General features: G+C 34.9%; 19 protein-coding genes. 7 read left to right on the top strand and 12 right to left on the bottom strand.

Annotation, left to right across the window (positions count from 1 at the left end):
* Nucleotides 1-62 precede the first annotated feature (62 nt).
* The 4 genes from hutH to MKZ17_RS04370 form a co-directional block, all read right to left on the bottom strand.
* Nucleotides 63-1,541: a histidine ammonia-lyase gene (gene hutH / locus MKZ17_RS04385; RefSeq protein ID WP_340722583.1), complete on the bottom strand. Its 1,479-nt coding sequence runs from the start codon at nucleotides 1,539-1,541 to the stop codon at nucleotides 63-65.
* 266 nt (nucleotides 1,542-1,807) lie between these two features.
* A complete protein-coding gene (locus MKZ17_RS04380; protein ID WP_340722582.1) occupies nucleotides 1,808-3,805 on the bottom strand; it encodes an ABC1 kinase family protein in 1,998 nt (665 codons plus the stop codon).
* Nucleotides 3,806-3,817: 12 nt separating this feature from the next.
* On the bottom strand, nucleotides 3,818-4,252 hold the full coding sequence (locus MKZ17_RS04375) for an SACOL1771 family peroxiredoxin (protein WP_340722581.1): 435 nt from the start codon (nucleotides 4,250-4,252) through the stop codon (nucleotides 3,818-3,820).
* A gap of 120 nt (nucleotides 4,253-4,372) precedes the next feature.
* Entirely contained in the window at nucleotides 4,373-5,587 is a 1,215-nt protein-coding gene (locus MKZ17_RS04370; RefSeq protein ID WP_340722580.1) for a carboxylate--amine ligase, read from the bottom strand.
* A 178-nt stretch (nucleotides 5,588-5,765) separates the two neighbouring features.
* On the opposite strand from MKZ17_RS04370, the gene MKZ17_RS04365 reads away from it, so the two are divergent.
* On the top strand, nucleotides 5,766-6,695 hold the full coding sequence (locus MKZ17_RS04365; RefSeq protein WP_340722579.1) for a DUF4003 family protein: 930 nt from the start codon (nucleotides 5,766-5,768) through the stop codon (nucleotides 6,693-6,695).
* 79 nt (nucleotides 6,696-6,774) lie between these two features.
* Here the strand turns inward: MKZ17_RS04365 and sstT are convergent, their stop codons facing one another.
* The 3 genes from sstT to MKZ17_RS04350 all read right to left on the bottom strand — a co-directional run bounded on the left by sstT (nucleotide 6,775) and on the right by MKZ17_RS04350 (nucleotide 9,717).
* The gene (gene sstT, locus MKZ17_RS04360; RefSeq protein ID WP_340722578.1) at nucleotides 6,775-7,986 is read right to left on the bottom strand and encodes a serine/threonine transporter SstT; all 1,212 of its coding nucleotides are present in this window, start codon (nucleotides 7,984-7,986) and stop codon (nucleotides 6,775-6,777) included.
* A 254-nt stretch (nucleotides 7,987-8,240) separates the two neighbouring features.
* A complete protein-coding gene (locus MKZ17_RS04355) occupies nucleotides 8,241-9,215 on the bottom strand; it encodes a bile acid:sodium symporter family protein (protein WP_340722577.1) in 975 nt (324 codons plus the stop codon).
* Between the two features lie 97 nt (nucleotides 9,216-9,312).
* Entirely contained in the window at nucleotides 9,313-9,717 is a 405-nt protein-coding gene (locus MKZ17_RS04350) for a hypothetical protein (RefSeq protein ID WP_340722576.1), read from the bottom strand.
* A gap of 300 nt (nucleotides 9,718-10,017) precedes the next feature.
* On the opposite strand from MKZ17_RS04350, the gene MKZ17_RS04345 reads away from it, so the two are divergent.
* Nucleotides 10,018-10,221, top strand: a complete 204-nt coding sequence (locus MKZ17_RS04345) for a hypothetical protein (RefSeq protein ID WP_340722575.1) — start codon at nucleotides 10,018-10,020, stop codon at nucleotides 10,219-10,221.
* 51 nt (nucleotides 10,222-10,272) lie between these two features.
* Here the strand turns inward: MKZ17_RS04345 and MKZ17_RS04340 are convergent, their stop codons facing one another.
* A complete protein-coding gene (locus tag MKZ17_RS04340; RefSeq protein ID WP_340722574.1) occupies nucleotides 10,273-11,160 on the bottom strand; it encodes an alpha/beta hydrolase in 888 nt (295 codons plus the stop codon).
* Between the two features lie 117 nt (nucleotides 11,161-11,277).
* Nucleotides 11,278-11,457: a hypothetical protein gene (locus MKZ17_RS04335; RefSeq protein ID WP_340722573.1), complete on the bottom strand. Its 180-nt coding sequence runs from the start codon at nucleotides 11,455-11,457 to the stop codon at nucleotides 11,278-11,280.
* 210 nt (nucleotides 11,458-11,667) lie between these two features.
* On the opposite strand from MKZ17_RS04335, the gene MKZ17_RS04330 reads away from it, so the two are divergent.
* Both MKZ17_RS04330 and MKZ17_RS04325 read left to right on the top strand, forming a co-directional pair.
* Complete coding sequence (locus MKZ17_RS04330) at nucleotides 11,668-12,570, top strand: ADP-ribosylglycohydrolase family protein (protein ID WP_340722572.1); 903 nt, start codon at nucleotides 11,668-11,670, stop codon at nucleotides 12,568-12,570.
* A 60-nt stretch (nucleotides 12,571-12,630) separates the two neighbouring features.
* Entirely contained in the window at nucleotides 12,631-13,020 is a 390-nt protein-coding gene (locus MKZ17_RS04325; protein ID WP_340722571.1) for a hypothetical protein, read from the top strand.
* A gap of 79 nt (nucleotides 13,021-13,099) precedes the next feature.
* On the opposite strand, the gene MKZ17_RS04320 is transcribed toward MKZ17_RS04325, so the two are convergent.
* The 3 genes from MKZ17_RS04320 to MKZ17_RS04310 all read right to left on the bottom strand — a co-directional run bounded on the left by MKZ17_RS04320 (nucleotide 13,100) and on the right by MKZ17_RS04310 (nucleotide 16,353).
* Nucleotides 13,100-14,164 carry a hemolysin family protein gene (locus tag MKZ17_RS04320; protein ID WP_340722570.1) on the bottom strand — a complete coding sequence of 355 codons (1,065 nt, stop codon included), beginning with the start codon at nucleotides 14,162-14,164 and terminating at the stop codon, nucleotides 13,100-13,102.
* A gap of 66 nt (nucleotides 14,165-14,230) precedes the next feature.
* A complete protein-coding gene (locus tag MKZ17_RS04315; protein WP_340722569.1) occupies nucleotides 14,231-15,559 on the bottom strand; it encodes a hemolysin family protein in 1,329 nt (442 codons plus the stop codon).
* Between the two features lie 323 nt (nucleotides 15,560-15,882).
* Nucleotides 15,883-16,353: a Fe-S oxidoreductase gene (locus MKZ17_RS04310; protein WP_340722568.1), complete on the bottom strand. Its 471-nt coding sequence runs from the start codon at nucleotides 16,351-16,353 to the stop codon at nucleotides 15,883-15,885.
* A gap of 556 nt (nucleotides 16,354-16,909) precedes the next feature.
* On the opposite strand from MKZ17_RS04310, the gene MKZ17_RS04305 reads away from it, so the two are divergent.
* The 3 genes from MKZ17_RS04305 to MKZ17_RS04295 all read left to right on the top strand — a co-directional run bounded on the left by MKZ17_RS04305 (nucleotide 16,910) and on the right by MKZ17_RS04295 (nucleotide 20,242).
* The gene (locus tag MKZ17_RS04305; protein WP_340722567.1) at nucleotides 16,910-18,319 is read left to right on the top strand and encodes a DHA2 family efflux MFS transporter permease subunit; all 1,410 of its coding nucleotides are present in this window, start codon (nucleotides 16,910-16,912) and stop codon (nucleotides 18,317-18,319) included.
* 113 nt (nucleotides 18,320-18,432) lie between these two features.
* Nucleotides 18,433-18,966, top strand: a complete 534-nt coding sequence (locus MKZ17_RS04300) for a GNAT family N-acetyltransferase (protein WP_340722566.1) — start codon at nucleotides 18,433-18,435, stop codon at nucleotides 18,964-18,966.
* Nucleotides 18,967-19,165: 199 nt separating this feature from the next.
* Nucleotides 19,166-20,242, top strand: coding sequence for an extracellular solute-binding protein (locus MKZ17_RS04295; RefSeq protein WP_340722565.1), 1,077 nt, complete (start codon nucleotides 19,166-19,168; stop codon nucleotides 20,240-20,242).
* The last annotated feature ends 72 nt before the right edge of the window (nucleotides 20,243-20,314 follow it).

Below are 20,314 nucleotides of genomic sequence, written 5' to 3'. Positions count from 1 at the left end.
TCTCTATCTACTAGGCATTATTATAGCAAACAAAAACCACGTATTGCGCCTAGAATGACTTATCATACTGATAAGAGCGTAACAATGCGATTCACATCTTTACTAAACACACGATCTTCTGTCATGCTAGGCGCAATTGCACGAATTTCATCCCATTTTTGTCGTAGCTTTGGTGACATATTTTTTATTCCTCGATATTCTACAGCTTGCGCTGCACAAAATGCTTCAATTGCTAGTACATGGCGCACATTTGAAATAATCATACGCGCGTGACGAGATCCAGTTGTACCCATGCTAACATGATCTTCTTGATTGGCTGATGATGGAATGGAGTCAACAGATGCTGGGTGAGCTAATGTTTTATTTTCCGATACTAAGCTTGCTGCACTATATTGTAAAATCATAGCGCCTGATTCCAAGCCAGGGTTTGCACTTAAAAATGCAGGTAGCCCTTCATTCAATTGAGGATTGACTAAACGTTCAATACGACGTTCTGAAACATTCGCTAACTCTGCCATTCCAATTTTTAAAAAGTCCATCGCAAAAGCAATTGGTTGACCGTGGAAATTCCCCCCTGAAATAACGACGTCTCCATCCTCAAAAATAAGTGGATTATCTGTTGCAGCGTTCATTTCAATTTCTAACTTTTCTTTTACATACTGAAGCACTTGCCAACTTGCTCCGTGTATTTGTGGGATGCAACGTAAAGAATATGGATCTTGTACACGCTTTTCTCCTTGATGGGTAATGAGCTGACTGTCCGTTAACCAGTCACGCATACGCTTTGCTACATCCATTTGTTCCTTCATACCGCGCGCCTCATGAACAGCTGGATGGAACGCATCGATAATACCGTATAAGCCTTCCATCGTCATTGCCGCAATCCATTCACTCGCATAAGCTAGTTTTTCTGCCTCAATGTAATTTACAACACCTTGCGCTGTCATTGCCTGTGTCCCATTAATAAGAGCTAATCCTTCTTTTGCTTGTAATTCAATTATAGTTAAGTTATTTGCCTTAAAAACTTCTTCTGCAGGTTGAATGATTCCATCAACCCACACTTCGCCTTCACCAATAAGTGCTAATACTAAATGGGATAATGGCGCTAAGTCACCTGAAGCGCCAAGTGAGCCCTGTTGTGGAATAACCGGAATAATCTCTTCATTAATCATCCATAGTAAACGTTCCAATACTTCCATTCGTATCCCCGATAACCCTTTTAATAAGGCGTTTAAGCGGAGCACCATCATTGCCTTTGATACTTTTACCGGAAATGGTTCACCAAAACCACATGCATGAGAACGAATTAAATTTAATTGAAGCATACTTACTTCTTGCTCTTGGATTTTAACATCGCTAAATTTCCCAAAACCAGTATTAATTCCATATACCGTTTTATCTTGCTCTACAATACGTTCTACTGCTGTACGGCTTTTTTCAACGCGCCTAATTGCTTCCTCTGCAATTTGCACTTTTTCATTTTCGTATAAAATACGGGTCATCTGCTCAATTGATAAACTTTGCCCATTTAATTTAATCATATTACCATCCCTTTACATTATTATCTCAATCAATTAAGTACTTAATTTTATTATTATTTAAATAACAATTTATTTCTACATTTTTTCGAAAATAAATCAATTATTTTCTCCTAAATACGTATTTTTTCTTTAACATAACAGAATTTTCATCATAATAAACTAATACATTATCACACTATCACTTTAATATTTTATTATACTAAAGTAATAGTTTGATGAAATTTATCAAACAAAAAAGAGACCCTAAATTGGATCTCTTATACGAATTATTTTGTTCGTTTTGTATCACGTATCGCTTGGATTGATAAACGTACTAGCAAGATTGCGCATAAAAATAACCCTAAATATGCTGTTGTATTTAAGTAAACAGCATAAGCATTATGCATAAATTGAGAAATGGCGAGCAACGCAACGGATATAATACCGAATGTCACACCAACGATTAACAGGACAAAGCGGGAGAAAAGCTGTGTAATAAACATTGCATTCGTTTTATCTGAAAAAATGTCATGATGCAATATAATTTTACCACTTTCCACCTTTTTAAAAAGCTGATCAATGCGTCGGGGGATTTTTCTTAAGTTCGGTAAGACGAGCGCTAATTCTTCCTCAATACGTTCTTTTGTGGCACTTGGATTTTTTAATGGCTTTAAAAAATTGGCTTTCAAATAATCATTTGAAAAGTCCTTTATTTCATTAAAAATTTCAAAGTTTGGACAGATGATTGATAATGTCCCATCAATCGTAACGAATGCACGAAGCGCACCACTAACTGCTGGATAAAAATGCAATCCAAAATCCCGTACAATCGAAAAAATTGAGTAAACAAGTACATCAGTTGGAACTTTTGAGACGTAGCTAATGCGTAATAATACTTGGCTAATCGCCTGTTCCATTTCTTGTTCGTTTATATCTTCTGCATTTTCAACAAGTAAGCGTATCCCATCTACTACTAATGCTGCGTCGTTTTGATGGATACCAACTAAAAAATACTTCAATCCATCTTGTTGCTGAACAGCTAACCTACCTACTGCTCCATAGTCAAGCATCGCTAATTGCCCTGTACCTTCTTCAATATACATATTGCCCGGATGTGGGTCTGCATGGAAAATACCTGAAACCAATGCTTGTTCTAAAAATGAATGAAGTAGCGTTTTGGCAAACTCATGTCGATTAATTTGTTGTCTTGTAAATAGATCTCCGGCAACTGTTACAGATTTCCCTTTAATATATTCCATTACGAGTACATTTTCATTGCTATGCTGTAAATATACTTTTGGAACTTTCGCATTGATATTTCCTTTTTGCACAATTAGCGCAACTTGCTCCATATTACGTGCTTCAATATTAAAATCCGTTTCTTCTCTTAACGCTAAGCTAAATCCTTTTGCTAAGTCATAAAAGCCTATATTTTCTGCCCATTGTGATTTTGTTGAAATCCAACTGGCAAACTCCATTAAAATGGATAGATCTTCAGTCATAACATTTTTTACTTCTGGACGAAGGAGCTTTACGACTACTGGCTCATTTGTCTCACGAAGTACCGCCTTATGTACTTGACCAATAGAGGCAGAGGCAATCGGCTGCTTACTAAAATAACTAAAAATTCCATCGACATGTCCATTAAAATTTTCTATTAAAATTTGGTCCACTTGTTCCTTAGAAAGTGGCTTTACATGTTGCTGAAGCTTTTCTAACTCTTCAATAAAAATGGGAGATAATAGCTCTTTTCTTGTTGAGAGCACTTGTCCAAATTTCACAAAGAGTCCACCACATTGCTCAAGAGTATCTCGTAATGCTTTAGCTAGCTCTCGTTCATCCTCACGAGCACGTGCATATTTGACTGTTCGAGTTATGCCATTTTTCACTGCAATACTTACTACTTGGCGCAAACGTTTTTGTCGCTTCCAATACGTAATAAGCGTTTTAATACCCGAACGGCGATCAACTGGCTCACCATTTTCATTTAGTTCGATTGGATCGAATAGCTCAAATAATAAATAGAGTAGCATAGAGATCAGTAGCATGCTTCCAAGCCACAATAGGGTCGCTATATTTACTACATTCGACACAATTCCATTATCATAATAGCTAGAGTCGCGTAAATACGTATACCAAAACACAAATGTTGTAAAAACAACACTAATAATGACAGAAAAGATTCGTTTACTTAAACTAACATGTGACCCAATAAGTCGTCCGCTAATAAAAAAAATTATTATGGATGCTAATACTAATTGTATTATTGCAGAAAGTATATCCATCAAATCGCCCCTCTACTTTATCGTGAGATGTACTTGAATGTTTACATTCCCTTTTAACGCTTTACTAATCATACAAGTTTCTTCCGCCTTATATGCATATCGTTCTGCTAGTCGGCTTTCTTTTTCACTTTGCTCATTTAATTGCATTTCTACATAATGGTGAATTTCCTTGTAAGTAAACACACCATTTGTCACATCCACTTTGCCTTCTGAGTGCAATGTTAACTGTGCCTTTATATTACTTCGCTCTAGCATTGCAGCTAATGTAATAATATAGCAAGTAGCGGCAGCACCTAGAAGCATTTCATCAGGATTGGTTCCAATACCTGGGCCTTCCATTTCAGGTGGAATTGAAATTTTTGTATGTAATCTTTCAGCCGATAAATCTCCAACATGATTACGACCTCCAGGCCAATCAATTGTTAGTTTAAATGTATGTACTGTCATAACCAACCGCCTTCTCATTTTTATTTAACTATATCATTTTTCACCTAGTATTTCGCTTAACACCATATATCAAAAAACCCAACTATAAGATTTTACTCTCTTAGTTGGGTCCAAGTCTTTTTACCAGACGTTTTCTTTATATTTTTTATAGTAATTCACTTGGCGCATAAACATATATACTTTACGTTTTAAATGCTTGTCCTGTTTATAAAACAACGGATTGACAATTTTCTTTTCGTTAATTAATCGCTCAATATCATGTTTGACTACTGGATCTTCTACGAATTTTTTAAGTACGATTTTTGGGACTACTGAGAAGAGTAAATCCCCCTTTAAATACGTACAAGGCTTTGGAATATCATAAATTAAATCTTCCACAAAGTAGCGTGCCATATTGTGACCCATTGCTGTCACATAATAGCTTGAACGCCCTTGGCGAATATTCACTTCGAAAACTTTAAACTTGCCATCACGCTCATCGAATTTCAAATCGAAATTACCGAATCCACGGTAACCAACGTCTTCGAGAAAGCCGCGAAGCTTTGTCATCACTTCTTCATTATATCGACTAATTAGTGCGGTATAATTCCCGATTGCTGTTTTCGTATGCTCTTGTAATACTACTTGTGCAAACGATACAAGCTGAGTTTCTCCTTTTGAGCTTACGTATACAACAGAATCCCACATTGCTGTATCCTCGCCTGGAATATAGTCTTGAATAATTAATTCATCTTGATAGCCGCTATTTTTAATCATTTCGATTACTTGCTGTACTTCTTCTTTACTTTCGACTTTAAATACTTTCGCTTGTCCTTCAAATGGATGGCTGCTATATTCAATCCCGTTGCTTGGCTTAATAATAACCGGATACATCATGTCCTTTGAAAACTCATCATCTGTTTTGCAATTAAAAAATACCGTTGTCGGGATATCGATGCCATATTGCTCACAAAGTTTATAGAAATTCGATTTAAGTTGTAGGTCATTCATTAACTTTTCTTCAATATAGTTAAAGACGAAATAATCCTTTAAAATATCACGGTTTTCAATAATTAAACGTACATATAAATCATTCGTACCAATTAAAATTAATTTTTCCGCTTCACCTTCGTATTTTTTTGCTACACTAATTAAAATTTTTGCGAACTGAGTAGGGTCCCCTAATTTTTGATCATACTCAATTGCACGAGGAATTGTACTTAAATTCGTAAATGGTAAAACGCCCTTCCCTACTAAAATCGGACGAATTTTATATTCTTCATGGAATGAAATTGCCATGTTGTATGCATTAATATCTGTTCCTACGATAATTGGTAAAAATAGTTGTCGGCTCATCGGTTTCTTCCCCTCAATCTATATACAAAGCTATGCTTCATCAAAATATTATCACTTACATATCATACACCACTGACACAAATTATGCCTTATTTTACAAGCTTTTTTCGTACATTTCAGATGAAATTATTGAAACTTCCTCTCGTTATAAACGTACTTATAACTAGAGGTGATAATTATGAATGACCCATTGCAATTATTCTTTGATAATCTTGAAAAAATTAATCTTTATTTTGGATCAGATGCAAATAGTTTTGGCAAAGATTTAGCAGTCAAATTAACTGTGCGCAATGTTCCCTTTTATTACGAAGACTACGAAAAGGTGCAGTATCAAATTAAAACGCATACGAAATGGTACTATCTTGCACGAAGCAACTCTTCGATTAATCAGGCTTATTATGTTCATTTTGCCAAAACCCCTGAAAAAGTATCCGATGCAATACATATGTATAAAGTTTTGACACAGAAGTTCAATCGTGGCGAACAAAGCTACTTATCTGCGCTCTATTTGAAATCCAATGAAGATATGGCAAAGCTAATTACATTAATGGATGCATTAAAAAAGCAGCCTAGCTTAAAATATGGTTTCCCTTCTACTTTAGTATGCTCAATTTTAGCAAACCGGCCTGAAGATCCAACAACACTCGCGGATAGCTATGAACGTTATTATGAAGCCCTTTTATCAATTGGTTTTAAGCGTTCTAATGAAGCAAAGTCTACAGCTCTATTATTAACTGTTGGTACTGGAACGTTTTGTAAACAAACTTTCGCCACTTTGAAGGAGATTGCAGCGTTTATTAAACAGGCTGAAGCACTTATACGAGTAAGTCATTATAAAACAATTGGCCTTCTTGCATTAGCACGATTTGAAGTACAGCAATTCCCAGCACTTTTTGATATGCATGAAGAAATATGCCGTCAATTAAAAATAAAGCCCTCACAAGCTAATACACTATTATTAACAACACAAATTTACACGTCGAATGAGACAATCGGTAATTTATACGCCAACAAGATCGAATTTTCAGACTTTGCACATATGTTATTAAATGATAGCTTTGATTCAGATAGTAGTCATGATGGTGGTGCAACGAGTGGTAGTGACTAAATATCCATAAAAAAGGCTTTATCGCATAATACGATAAAGCCTTTTTATATGTGTGATGCTTTAATTAAGCACCTACCAGTTAATTTTCTTTTCGTTCTTTGGCGTATTCTGCCGCTGCTGTGAATACGATGTCTGAAGATGAATTTAATGCTGTCTCACATGAATCTTGAATAACTCCAATAATAAATCCAATAGCAACTACTTGCATGGCAATATCATCTGAAATTCCAAATAGGCTACATGCAAGAGGAATTAATAATAATGACCCTCCGGCAACCCCAGAAGCACCAGCTGCTGATACTGCTGATAACACCATTAAAATAACTGCTGTAATGAAATCCACTTCGATTCCTAATGTATTAGCTGCTGCCATCGTTAATACGGAAATTGTAACTGCTGCACCTGCCATGTTAATCGTTGCACCTAGTGGAATGGATACAGCATACGTATCCTTATCTAGCTTCAGTTTTTCTGCAAGCGCCATATTTACTGGAATGTTCGCTGCAGAACTACGTGTAAAGAATGCTGTAATACCACTTTCTTTTAACGCTGTTAATACGAGCGGATATGGATTACGACGGGCGACTACAAATACGATTAATGGGTTAACGACTAATGCCACAAAGAACATTGTCCCAACTAATATAATAATTAATCGTCCATATTCTGCTAAAGCAGATAAGCCTGTTGTTGAAATTGCTTCAAACACAATTCCCATAATCCCGAATGGTGCTAAGCTAATAACCCATTGTACAATTTTTGTCACCGCATCAGAGACGTTAGCTATAACCGATTTTGTTGTATCACTTGCTACCTTTAGTGCGATTCCTAATACAACTGCCCATGCAAGGATACCTAAATAATTCGCATCCATAATAGCACTTACCGGGTTTGATACAATATTAAATAATAATGACTCTAATACTTCGAGAATACCACTTGGTGGTGCGACATCTTGTGCTTGTGTTTTTAATGTTAATGTTGTTGGGAAAATAAAGCTTACAACAACTGCAACTAAACCTGCTAAAAACGTCCCAATAGCATATAAAACTAAAATCATTTTCATATTTGTCGCTTTTCCACTCACATGTGAAGCAATTGCATTAATGACTAAAACAAATACTAGGACAGGTGCCACTGCTTTTAATGCTGCGATAAAAAGTGTTCCTAATATTGTAACCCCACTTAACGCATCTGGTACTGTTAATGCTAAAACAACACCAATTATGATCCCGGCAATAATGCGATTAACAAGATTAATGCTATTCCATTTTTCAAATAAGCTCTTCATAAATTCCCCCGCCATTCTTGTTGCTATAATAGTACACTTCTTTTTTCGTTTTTTGTTATATCACAATAGTACATTGTATCACTAAATAACACAACTGTATTTTCTAGGAGGACACCTAAATTTCAATCGCCTACCACATAAATTATTGGTACACAAGATTTCTCTTCGAATTTGACTACAAAAAATTGTTAATAATTAATAGAGAATCTATCAAAAATTTATCATATACGTACAATGAATGAATAATTGTTTCGTTACATTCGAGTTATTTTAAAAAACAATGAAGCTAATACTTGTTGAAACAGCATGCCAAATACTACCGGCATTGCAACTTTTGAGGGGAAATAGGTCGTTGCAATTACGACACCTACCGCAATATTTCGCATGCCTCCATTAAAAATAAAGGTTGCCTGATCTGCGCTCGATTTCCAAAATAAGCGACTTAAAATATAGGAAAAAAGATAACCGGAAACAGCTAAAAATAAAACTAATCCAATCACACCAGCTAATTCAGCATTGATGTTTTTCACATAGGGAGCAATCGCACTGCTATTTATCATAATGATGCTGAATAAACACAGTTTTGATACGAGTGAAAGCTGTTTTCCGTATTGTTCATCCACCTTTCCTTTCATCCATTCATTCATTACCATGCCTAATACAGAAGGTAAGACAATCATCCAAATTAAATCTACAATAAGAGAAGTCGTTGCAAATTTAATGGTTTCTCCTACAACAAGATGGATGGTCATTGGCATTAATAATGGCGCTAACAACGTGTCGATTAATATAATTGCCAAGCATAGTGGCAAATTCCCTTTACTTAATGTCACCCATATGACACTTGTTACACCTGTTGGTACAGCTACGGATAATATAAAACCAATTGTCAACAATCGATCATCAAAAATTATTTCTGCTAAAAAATACGCCCATAACGGCATTAAAATATGTAAAAATGCGATTACAAATAAAATTGTTTTTGGATACTCTTTAAATACCTTAATATCATGAAATTTTAAACTAAGACTACTGATGAATGTCATACAAGCGAATAATATTGGTACTAAAAATAGTAAATGTCCTCCGATTCCTTCTAATAAAACACCGATAACTAAACTAAGCGGTGTTAATATTGGCATCCATCGCTGAATAAATTGATTGAGCTGTTGAACCATATGTAATGCCTCATTTCTAGTTGTCATTTTTCCATTTAAATTGTAGCGCACATTTGACGAAGGCTCTATATTTTCTTACATAGCTTCCTTTAAATACTAAAAAACCTTAGCTTTCACACCAAAATTGTGTGGAGCTAAGGTTTTAGTTTTATACTGTTTTTGATTTATCAATAAAGAATGTAACAGCTATAAATAAAACGAACGCAATTAATAAAATAGTACCACCAACAATAAAGTAAATCATATTGATTGTTTCATTTATATTTAGTGGATTTAAATTATATAGCCACATACCTGTTGTTAGCCCGAATGCACCAAGCATTCCAAATAGACTTTGCCATTTCACTAAAATTGCTTTAGTAACTGGTACTGTATAGTAAAAGATTCCCCATGCAAATACCGATAACCAACCGACTAAAAGAAGATGTGCATGTATAGGTCGTAATGAATAGTCCATATTCCCACTCATTTTAGACCCTAAAAATACACCTATAAAGCCACAAATTGCCGCAAAACGGATTAAACGAACTGCCCATTTACGCTGATTTTCCAAAATAAATCCCCCCAAATAGTTTTTCATGTAATACTTTACAGTAGGAATATAAATTTCATGTGAACTTTAAATGTCCCGCATATTTCTCTATAAAATCAATAAATTATAATATATACGATTAAAATTCAAACAAATAGACTAAAATTGGCGAATACATCTTCCATAATACCAGTTGTTAAATCACATAGATTGCGAAGGAGAAATACTATTTTTTTATTTCGGTAAACCTATTAATAGTATTTCCAGCATGATTTATGTTATTTTAATCAAGAACATTTTCGGAACGGAGGAGGGAAAACCTTGGAATTACAGAAACGTGGCTACCTCTTATTATTAATAGGGATTATTTTACTCATACTTTCAGTGTTTGTAACAGTAGATTGGGGTTTTTGGGCATGGAGCATAGTATTTTTCATTAGTTTGGTACTTTGCGCTGCTGGTATTATTATGCTAATCATAAACTTATTTAAACAAATCAAAGCAGACAAAATAAATAAGTTTTAATGTAAAAGTACACGAAACCGCTATATCTAATAGCCAATTCGTGTACTTTTCTCATTTCATTAGTATGGGAAGGAGCACATTCATTGCATGCTTAGCTTCAGGAATTGGAAATACAGGGAAAACGTGATTCATTTTTGGATATTCAAAATATAAAATTTCGACTTCCTGTTCGTTTGCCTTTTGTAAAAGCATATGAGCATCGACTAGTAGCATCTCAGAAGTTCCTACAAACATCGTTATTCTACCAATATCCTTTAACTCTCCGTGCAATGGGCTAACTTTATAATGTTTTACATCTTGACTGTTCGCCCAAAGCTTCCCTAACTTCTGTGCACCGCGCAGCCCTAACATAGGATCAATTTTCTGGAGTTCTTGGTATTTTGGATGTTCTCCCGTCACGTCTAACCAAGGAGAATGTAGGACGATTTGTTCGGGTTGCTTTAATCCTTGAATTTTTACATCTTGAGCGAAAGCAAGTGCCAATCCCCCACCTGCTGAGTCTCCCATAAAAATAAATGGGGCATCATAGCGTATTACGAGATTAATAAATAATGCATGCAATACTTGAAAAGCATCTTCATGAGTATAACGTGGTAATTTCGGATAAATTGGGACTACAATTGTAAAGTTCGTCTTTTCTGAGAGCTTAACTAAGTATCGCCAATGAAATATGAGGGGCTCATTAATATACGCACCACCATGAAAATAATAAATAACCTTATGTGGATTTGGCTGTTCATTAATGATATAGTATGACATATTTTCAATTTCAGATTTCACTATTCGATGGTCACGTTGAAATTTAGCATCTAATTCATACGATTTTTCGCTATATTTACTCGCAATAAATTCCTCCATCAACTTTAAGTCTATAAATTTTTTCTTTGATCCTCTTAATAGTAAAAACTTTTCAAAAACAACACTTTGCCAGCTACGCATTATAGAGAACCCCTCCCTTTACTCATCCTCATTAATATATGCATCTACTAATTGATCTAATAATTCTTTTTTGATTAACTCCTAAAGTTATAGAAAAACGCCAAATGGGTAACAGCTTTAATCCTCATCACTTTTATTCGCGCTATCTTCTTTAACAAACACAATTTCCACTGCATCTTCAAACAGCATTCTTACAGTTTTTCTAGCTAATATCGGAGATCTAGCCTTAACCGGAATACGTTTTGTTAGACCATCCTGTTCCACTTCAACAATGAAACATTTCGCTCCACATTGCATTTTATCACCTCATCTTTACCTTAGCATGACTACAGCTTTTTTCACTACAGCATTGATTGTTAGTCTAAAATTTATCTCCTACGCGATTAATATTTCATGAAAAATATTCGTATAGTAAATTGGCTTTTGGTACACTGTTACTAACTAGAGAGAAATATTAATCAGTGGGTTTTAACGCACAAGCTACGTAATAACTTGGGGTGGTTATAAATGAACAAACGAAAACGTGCCTTATGGGGGTTTATCATTGGCGATGCATATGGCGTACCAATGGAATTTATGGAACGAGACACATTTAAAGTCTATGATATGATCGGTTATGGTTGTTGGGATGTACCCGCAGGAACTTGGTCTGATGATAGTGCGATGACGCTTATAACGATTGAGCACTTAATTATGGATACTTCGTTGGCTGACTTAAAGGGAGCCTTTTGTGATTGGGCATACCGGGGTTATTGGACATATAATGACGAGCCTTCATTTGATGTGGGATTAACAATTTCTGAAATGCTCAATCGTTGGGAAACAAAAGGGCTTTATGAGCAGGCAAAATCTGATGAACAAACCAATGGAAATGGTGCGCTCATGCGCATTTTGCCAATTGCATTTTATAGTTATAAACGAAGTATCGAAGAGCGCTATGTAAAAGACTATGCGACGTTGACTCATGGACATATTCGATCAACTTTATGCTGTTTACATTATACATATGTTGTCCATGCCTTAATGGATGGTTTATCAATTCAAGAAAGCATTAAGCAAGCAAATGAACAATTAATTCAAATTCTTAAAGATTATCCAGATGAAGCAGTGCATTTCGAACGAATTTTTTCTATTGAAAACATCTCCCGCAATGATATACAAAGTAACGGCTATGTTGTTCATACATTAGAGGCAGTCTACTGGAGTTTGCTGAATAGTAAAAACTACTATGAGACAATCTTTAATGCCGTGCACTTAGGAGATGATACAGATACAATCAGCGCAATCGCTGGCGGCCTTGCAGGGGTTTATTATGAAGAGTTGAATATTCCAGAGGATTGGATGGAGCTTATTCCAAAGAGAGAAGAAATCGACAAATTGTTGGATCGATTTGTGAAGGTCATCTTTTAAACCATACGATTCGATATGTATAAATGATTGTGTTACTTTATGAGTAGGAAGGTGATAGGAATGAAGAAATGGTTATTAATCGCGGTGACAGCAATGATGCTAGCTGCTTGTAATGATAGTAATGAAACAGCAGGTCCTACAATCAAACTAGAGGAAAATGTGAATGAAGATGTTCAATCCTTAGTTGACTTTACAGAAGATGATAAGTTTGCATCATTTATTTATAGCGAGACAGGAACAAGCTATTTATTATTAAACGCGACAGGCAGTATTCAGATTGAACTAGAACAAAAGGATAGCCTTTTAAACATTCAGATTACACAGAAAGATGATGGCACACCAAATGAAATAGAAGATGTTGTGTATGCATTAGAGCTAGACAAAACATACGACACAATCCATCTTTTCGAAAACGGTGAAGAGATTCAATTTGAAATTTGGTATGATTAAATGAATATAAAAAGCCAGCTACCAATTCTTCTATGGTAGCTGGCTTTTACGTATAGTCCAACGTTTACAATTTATTCACTTAAGTTGAATAAATCGCATCCCCGTCTTCTTCGTCTTGAATTTCTCCAACAATTTCCGTTAAAATATCCTCCATTGTTACTAAACCAACTGTTACACCTTTTTCATCTGTGACAATGGCCATATGTTTACGTGTTTGTTGCATTTTTAAGAACACTTCTTTAATGGCAATTGTCTTCTTATAGCGTGGAATATCATGAATAAAAGTGTTTACATCATATGCTCTACCTGCTGCAATATCCGTCAACATTTCTTTTGAGTTAATAAAACCAATAAATGCAGCCGTTTGCTTACTGCGATCAATGATAGGATATCGTGTATATTCATATTCATCAATTACTCGTAGCATTTGCTCAAGGTTATAATTTTTTTCTAGCGTAATCATTTCATGACGAGGAATCATAATATCACTTAATTCCCGCTCATCGAAAGCAAATATATTTTCTAAATAAGCAAGTTCTGTTTTATTAATTTCGCCACCCTCATAACTTTGGGTAACAATTAATTTCAACTCTTCCTCAGAGTATACTGTGTCATGTCCTGCTGGCTTGACACCAAATATTTTTAATAAAACACGTGCCGAACCATTTAATACTGAAATGAATGGACTTGCAATTTTACCAAACCAATAAAGTGATGGTGCTAATAATAGTGTCATTTTTTCAGCATACTGAATTGCTAACGTTTTTGGCATTAATTCCCCAAGAACAACATGTAAGAATGTTACGATAGATAAAGCAATTACATAAGAAAGCGCCGTGGCAACGGCAGCTGGAATATTAAAGTAATCAAACACTGGTGCTAACATTTTTTCTACTGTCGGCTCACCAAGTGCCCCTAGTATTAACGCAGTAATTGTAATACCTAACTGACAGGCCGATAAATAATAGTCTAATTCCTTTGTTACTTTTTTTGCAAGTACCGCTTTTTTATTTCCTTCTGAAATGAGTTGGTCAATTCGTGACATCCTGACTTTTAAAATAGCAAACTCTGCACCTACGAAAAAGGCAGTTAACAAAATAAACACGGCGATTAAAATTAAATTTATGATAATTATACTGTCCAATTATTTCCCTCATTAAACGAGGGATTCACCTCCAAGATGATTACGTTTATATCGAGCAATACGGTATTATTGTTCAAACTTATATTGCTTGAAAATTACTTCTTTAATTTGATGATTATCCATATCAGTAATTATCCATGAATGGTTTTCATGTTTTATTTCGTCACCCATTTTTACATCTTCTCCGTTTTTAATCGAATCGATATTCATATGCTGAATCCATCCAGCGATTGTATCGATGTCTTCGCTGTCTTCAAATTCTAGGCCAAATCGATCTTCAAGTTCTACTAATAATACACGGCCACTAATTGTGTATTCATTGTCACCTGATTTACGAATTTCATCCACTTCATCGTCATCAAATTCATCACGGATTTCACCAACTAGCTCTTCTAAAACGTCTTCCATCGTTAAGACACCTGATGTACCCCCGTATTCATCAATAACGACTGTCATGTGTACTCTAGCCTGTTGCATTTTTAATAAAGCATCTTGAATACTTGTCACTCCGAGTACAAATGGGACACTACGCACATGTTCTTCTAGTTTAATATCTCGCTTCGAAACGATATGACTTAGTAATTTATTCGCATTTACAACACCAATAATACGGTCTTTATCATTATTTTCTACGACCGGGTAACGCGTATAATTGTGCTCGTCTAAAATTTGAATAATTTCTTGTGCACTCATATCTTTATCGATTGTTACTAAATCTGTACGTGGCACCATAATATCTTTTGCCACACGCTCATCGAAAGCAAATACATTTTCCAAATATTTTAATTCCTGCTGATCAATAGCCCCACCTTGGAAACTTTGTGCCATAATAATTTTTAATTCTTCTTCTGAATAAGCTTGTTGTTCGCTTGCCGACTTTACTCCAAACGAACGTAATAAAAAACGCGACGTTCCGTTTAAAGCTTGGATAAATGGATACATAATCTTACCGAACCAATAAAGTGGTCCTGCAAGCATTAACGTTACTTTTTCAGAAAACTGAATTGCTAACGTTTTTGGAGCCATTTCACCAATTACTACGTGTAAATAACTTACAATTGCTAAAGCGATTATATAGGATGCTGCTGATGCGATTACATCCGAAACATTTAACCAATCAAATATTGGATACATTAATTGCTTTACGTAAGGCTTAGTAAATGCACCAAGACCAATCGCTGTAATTGTAATACCTAGCTGACAGGCCGATAAGTAATAGTCAAGGTCACTTGCCACTTTCTTTGCAACAATTGCCTTTTTATTTCCTTGTGCAATTAATTGATCAATGCGTGACATACGAATCTTTACTACAGCGAACTCGGATGCAACGAAGAATGCCGTCAAACCTAAAAAGATGATTAATAAAATGATGTTTATAATGGTGTTTATGTCCAATTACTTCCCTCAAGACGAGGGATTCACCTCCCAAAATTGTTTGTTACTAAATTACACTTTTTAACTAGTAGTTTTATATACCCTATCTTTTCAAATACATTCCAATAGACTTAACTGAACATCTATTTAGAAAAGTGTAGGACGTGCTACTTTATTTTTCACACAAACCATAACGTGACGGTTTAATATAAAGTATATATTTTTCAGACTAAGATAGCAAATTAATCCCCATTCTTTATAGCAATATACGTATAAAAAAAGACTGTAATTTAACCCAATTACTTTTGAGCTTCTTACAGTCTACATTGTTACATCATTAAAACTTATTCTACATCCATCGAGGATTTAATAACGTTCCCGTTATACAATTGAACCTTTTCATATTCCTGTTTTTCAACCTGGATTACGAATGTATGAGGTACACCCTCTTCCTCACAATTTTGCCCTTTCGCTTCCAATAATTGCGCTGATAAAAAGCCGTTATTATTGTAAACGCCATCTAATGTAATACCACAGCTATCTGAATATGTTACTAAAAATACAGCAATATATTTTTCAAGATCAACTGTAAACCCATCTACTTGAAAACGTCCTTGTAATTCTTTTAACTGACCTTCAGTCTCCGCATAAGCAATGTATGGAACAACCGACTCATATACAGGTGCAATTTTCTCTTCATACTTTATAAGTTCAAATGGAACTGCTTGCTTTTCTGTAAACATTGGTCCGTTTGTATCAGCATTATTACATCCAGCTAACAAGGCAAAAAGAAGGAATATCCAATATTTCTTCAACTTTGATTTCCCCTCTCGTTATTCATATTCAATTAATTCTCTTGTGATTTTATTAAAAATCGGTAAGTTTAGCAAATTATTGACTACCCTATTTAACTCACCCCATATTCAATACATGAAAACTGTATTAAAAAATAAATTTTCATCCTCATCCCTCTTGAATTTTCTTCCGTTTTCATAGCAATTTAATAATTTTTCTTCTTAATGCTTGTATTGACAAGGTTTCTATATAATCTTAAAAGACGAAATATATCAAGGCTCCTTAAATGCAATCGTTTTCATTATTCCAACGCAAAGAAACAGTATTGTTATTTTTTCTTTTAAAGGGAAAATATTCCGATAAAGTGACAAAAATATGTCTTACTATATAAGATAGTTCTCAATTTCTATTAGAAATTTAAAGTTTCTTTTTGTTATAGTTGCAACTGGACTAATCGATTGAATGATATATACAGTATGGGTGTTTTTTTAAAATACATTCATCTGTTTTTAGTTTCAAACACTAAATCTATTTATCATTACGTCAAATTAATATAGAGTAGGGAGTTATTTTTTTATGGAATCACATTTACAAGTGAATAATCCGAAATTGATGGCTGCCGTTTTAATGGTTGGAACTTTCATCGGGTTATTTGGTGAGACAGCTTTAAATATGGCACTTACGAACATCATGGAAGATTTCAAAATCGGAGCAGGAACAGCTCAGTGGTTAACAACAGGTTATTTATTGGTATTAGCAATTTTAGTACCTCTATCTGCGTATTTAGTACGCTGGTTTACAACACGTCAATTGGTCGTTAGTGCCTTAGTTATTTCAATAGTCGGAGCTGTAATGGCTGCCCTAGCACCAAACTTCACACTACTTTTATCTGGTCGCTTAATTCAAGCTATCGGTACGGGTATTTTCCTCCCGCTTATGTTTAGTGTTGTACTAATGATTTTCCCAATCCAAAAACGTGGTGCAGTCATGGGCATCGTTGGTTTAGTACTAACTGCTGGTCCAGCATTAGGTCCTTCACTTGCAGGTGTAATTATTAGTGCTGCTAGCTGGCATTATATTTTCTGGATTATGACCGTGCTATACATCCTTTTATTAGTTGTAGGTGGATTAAAAATGGACAATGTTTCTACTATTACAAAACCAAAAATTGATGTATTTTCATTAGTATTATCTACGATTGCATTTGGTGGAATTGTATACGCTTTAGCAACTTTAGCAGATTTACCATTTTCAGATGCACACGTATGGGTACCTTTAGTAGTTGGTATTATCTCTTTAGTCCTTTTCACAGTTCGCCAATTCAATATGGATGAGCCAATGATTAACCTACGCGTATTTAAATATCCAATGTTTGCGTTAGGTACAGCATTAATGTTTGCTACTTTATTCGTCATTTTATCAGTGGCAATTTTAATTCCACTTTATTTAAAGTCGGTACTTGCTTATTCAGCAATAGCTGCAGGTTTATTAATGTTACCTGGTAACATATTAAATATTATTATGTCACCAATCGTTGGATCAAACTTTGATAAAGTCGGGGCAAAAATCTTTACTCGTATTGGATTTTCTATGATTACTATTAGTGCAATTTTATTATTGTCTGTACTATCTGCAACAACGCCTGTATGGCAAGTTGTATTAGCATTATGTATTTTCTTCGTTGGTGTATCTATGACAATTATGCCAGCTCAAACAAACGCAATGAACCAATTACCACCGCAATTATACGCGGATGGATCAGCTGCTATGAATACATTAACTCAAGTTGCTGGAGCTGCTGGTACTGCAGTTGCCATTACATTATTTACAGCTGGTCAGAAAAACTATATTGCTGAATTCGGAGCAACAAATCCTGCTGAATTTTTAGCACACGGGGTTCATTCGGCTTTTATTGCGGTTCTAATAATTGGTGTTCTTGGACTTACCGGTTCACTATTTATTAAAAACAGTCGCCCAACAATTTAAATTTTTTAGAGATGTCATTTAGACATCTCTTTTTTCTATTGAACTCTTATTCCCCTCTATTTGTTATGTTACAATTATTTTTTCTAAACTTTGAAACAAGGACGGCACTATTTATGCAAATCATCTCTTATAATTCTAATTACGCTGAGCAAATTGCTACTTTATTAAATAACTATTTACCTTTTGAACCAGAATCTGCGCAAACAGTCGATCAGGCTGATGGGGTTCGTTTTATTTGTGTGACAAATACTAACGAGGTTATCGGTTATATTGCGGGTTACTTAATCCAAAATTTCGATGCTGATTTTCCATATTATAAAGAGGAACTGTCCAATTTAGCCGAGTATGTTTCCGAACATCTATGTATGTATTCTAGTCATTTTGTTGTTCATCCAAACTATCGCAATAAAGGGATTGGCTCTAAATTAGTCACTGCTTATGTAGAAGCTGCTCAACAAATTGCTCAAAGTATTATTGTTGTTGGGTGGGTACAATCGGATATTAATAAATGGGCAGCTAAAGCACAATTTCTAAAGCATGGTTTTACTTCTTTTAAATATATGCCGCGCTATTTTGAACCATATGAAGTACATTGTCCAAGTTGCGGTGGACTTTGTTATTGCGATGCAGAAATTTTTGTTAAATAATAAAAACCTTTTCAATTAAATGAACTAATTTTAAATACTATTTAGTGTAGACTTTTCCACTTGTCTATACTAAGTAGTATTTTTTATTCCCTATACATACACTCCTTATAATACTAACTATTACACCGTTTCATTTTCCAACATAAGGGAATATTAAATTGTATTTTATTGAATATTCAATTTTAAGGAGGAATCTTGTATGAAGAGGAATGTTTTTTTCACTTTGTTACTTGCTTCACTCGTACTAATTTTAGTAGCTTGTAGCAATTCAGAAGAAAAAAAGGAAACATCTACACAAGGTGATAGTGGCTCAAGTGAAAATCCATCTGGAAGTTTAGTCATTTATACTGGTCGGGATGAAACAATGGTCCAAGGTGTAATCGATAAATTTAATGAGCGCTATCCTGATATTAATGTTGAATACATGACAATGGGTGCACAGCAAATTTTAGAGCGTGTACGTGGTGAAAAAGCAAATCCACAGGGAGATTTCTGGTGGGGCGGTACACAATCCGGGATGATGGTGGCAGCAAATGAAGATTTATTATTACCTTGGGAACCTTCCTTCGTTGACAAAATTGACCCCTTACATCGAGATGAGCAAAATCGATGGGTCGGCGAAATGTTATTACCAGAAGTCATTATGATTAATAGTGAAGTACTCTCCCCTGAAGAAGGTCCACAAGATTGGGATGAATTACTTGATCCGAAGTGGAAAGATGAAATTTTAATTCGTGGTGTCCTTGCATCAGGTACGATGCGTACGATTTATTCTTCGATGATTTATCGCCAAGGAGCTGAAACACCAGAAAAGGGCTATGATTGGTTATTAAAGCTCGATGCTAATACAAAAGAATATACGCAAGACCCAAATGCACTTTACTTAAAATTAGCACGCCAAGAGGGTTCTCTTTCATTATGGAATTTACAAGATATTTTACTAAAAAAACATACGACAGATTATACATTTGACTACATTTATCCAAAGAGCGGTGCACCAATATTAGTTGATGCAGTTGGCGTTATCAATAATGCTAAAAATGAGGCAAATGCTAAATTATTCATGGAATTTTTATTTGAGCAGGAAACAATGGTTGAATTATCAGAAGAATATTACCAAATCCCTACACGTACAGACATTGACAAAGCATCCATGCCAAACTGGTACAAAGAGCTAGATTTAAAGCCTTTAGATATCGACTGGCAAGTGATGACAGACAAAGAAGCTGAATGGATGGAATATTGGGATATGAATGTAAAAGGGAAAGGTAAATAATTCACGTTCAACTTTATAATTTCACACAAGACCTCAACAAGTTGTGTGAGGTCTTTCTATTTATTTTAGTAA

Source organism: Solibacillus sp. FSL R7-0682 (assembly GCF_038005985.1).
Lineage (GTDB): Bacteria > Bacillota > Bacilli > Bacillales_A > Planococcaceae > Solibacillus.
The sequence above is the reverse complement of the archived record's forward strand: the minus strand, read 5'-3'. Positions and strand labels throughout refer to the sequence as shown.